Raw genomic sequence first — 776 nt, 5'->3', positions numbered from 1 at the left:
CGCGTACCGCGCATCGGTGTCGACTCACCGCTCACGGTGCTGGGCCTGGACGGCGCGGGCGCGCTGATCCCGCCGACCGACTTCGACACCGCCGGCTGGTACGGCGGCGGCCCGGCTCCCGGCGACACCGGCCCGGCCGTACTCGCCGGGCATCTGGACTCCCGACGCGGGCCGGCGGTCTTCGCCCGGCTCGGCGAGCTGCGGCCCGGCGACCTGGTGGAGGTGTGGCACGGCGGGCAGCGGTTGCCGTTCCGGGTGACCGGGTCGTTGCGTACCCGCAAGGACCAGTTTCCGACGGCAGTGGTCTACGGGCCGACGCCCGGGGCGGAGCTGCGCCTGGTCACCTGCGGGGGCGACTTCGACCGGCGGCGCGGGCACTACGTCGACAACGTCGTGGTGTTCGCGGTGACCGAGGCCGCAGGCCCGGTCCTGCCGACGTCCGCGGCGGGTTGAGCCGCGCACCCGGCCGGCATGGGCCCGCGCCGCGAGGTCCCGGCCCGCCGCGGCCCGCGCCGCGAGGTCCCGGCCCGCCGCGTGATCAACTCGGGTTCAAGGAAGTCGCGGTGTCCGGCGTGCCCGGATGCCGCGACTTTCAGGAGCCCGAGTGGATCAAGCCTTCAACCCGGCGGCCTCGCTCCGCCTCGGCGCGGATCAGCACGGCAGGCCGCGCGGGCCCCGGCGCCAGGGCCGGGGGTGTCAGAGAGGGCGGCGGCCGGCGAAGCCGCACTCGGCCCGGTGATACCAGCGCACGTCGGAGTCGCCCTCCAACCAGCACC

Annotated in this window: 2 protein-coding genes; one reads left to right on the top strand and one right to left on the bottom strand. The window is 76.3% G+C overall.

Annotated elements, in window-relative coordinates:
- Positions 1-453, top strand: a 453-nt coding sequence (locus tag KBX53_RS34725; RefSeq protein WP_210864008.1) for a sortase, incomplete at its 5' end; no start/stop codon positions are given.
- A 243-nt stretch (positions 454-696) separates the two neighbouring features.
- On the opposite strand, the gene KBX53_RS34720 is transcribed toward KBX53_RS34725, so the two are convergent.
- Positions 697-768, bottom strand: a complete 72-nt coding sequence (locus KBX53_RS34720; protein WP_247676637.1) for a DUF2203 family protein — start codon at positions 766-768, stop codon at positions 697-699.
- Between the last annotated feature and the right edge of the window lie 8 nt (positions 769-776).

Source organism: Micromonospora sp. M51 (genome assembly GCF_018070305.1).
GTDB classification, from domain to species: domain Bacteria; phylum Actinomycetota; class Actinomycetes; order Mycobacteriales; family Micromonosporaceae; genus Micromonospora; species Micromonospora parva.
The sequence above is the reverse complement of the archived record's forward strand: the minus strand, read 5'-3'. Positions and strand labels throughout refer to the sequence as shown.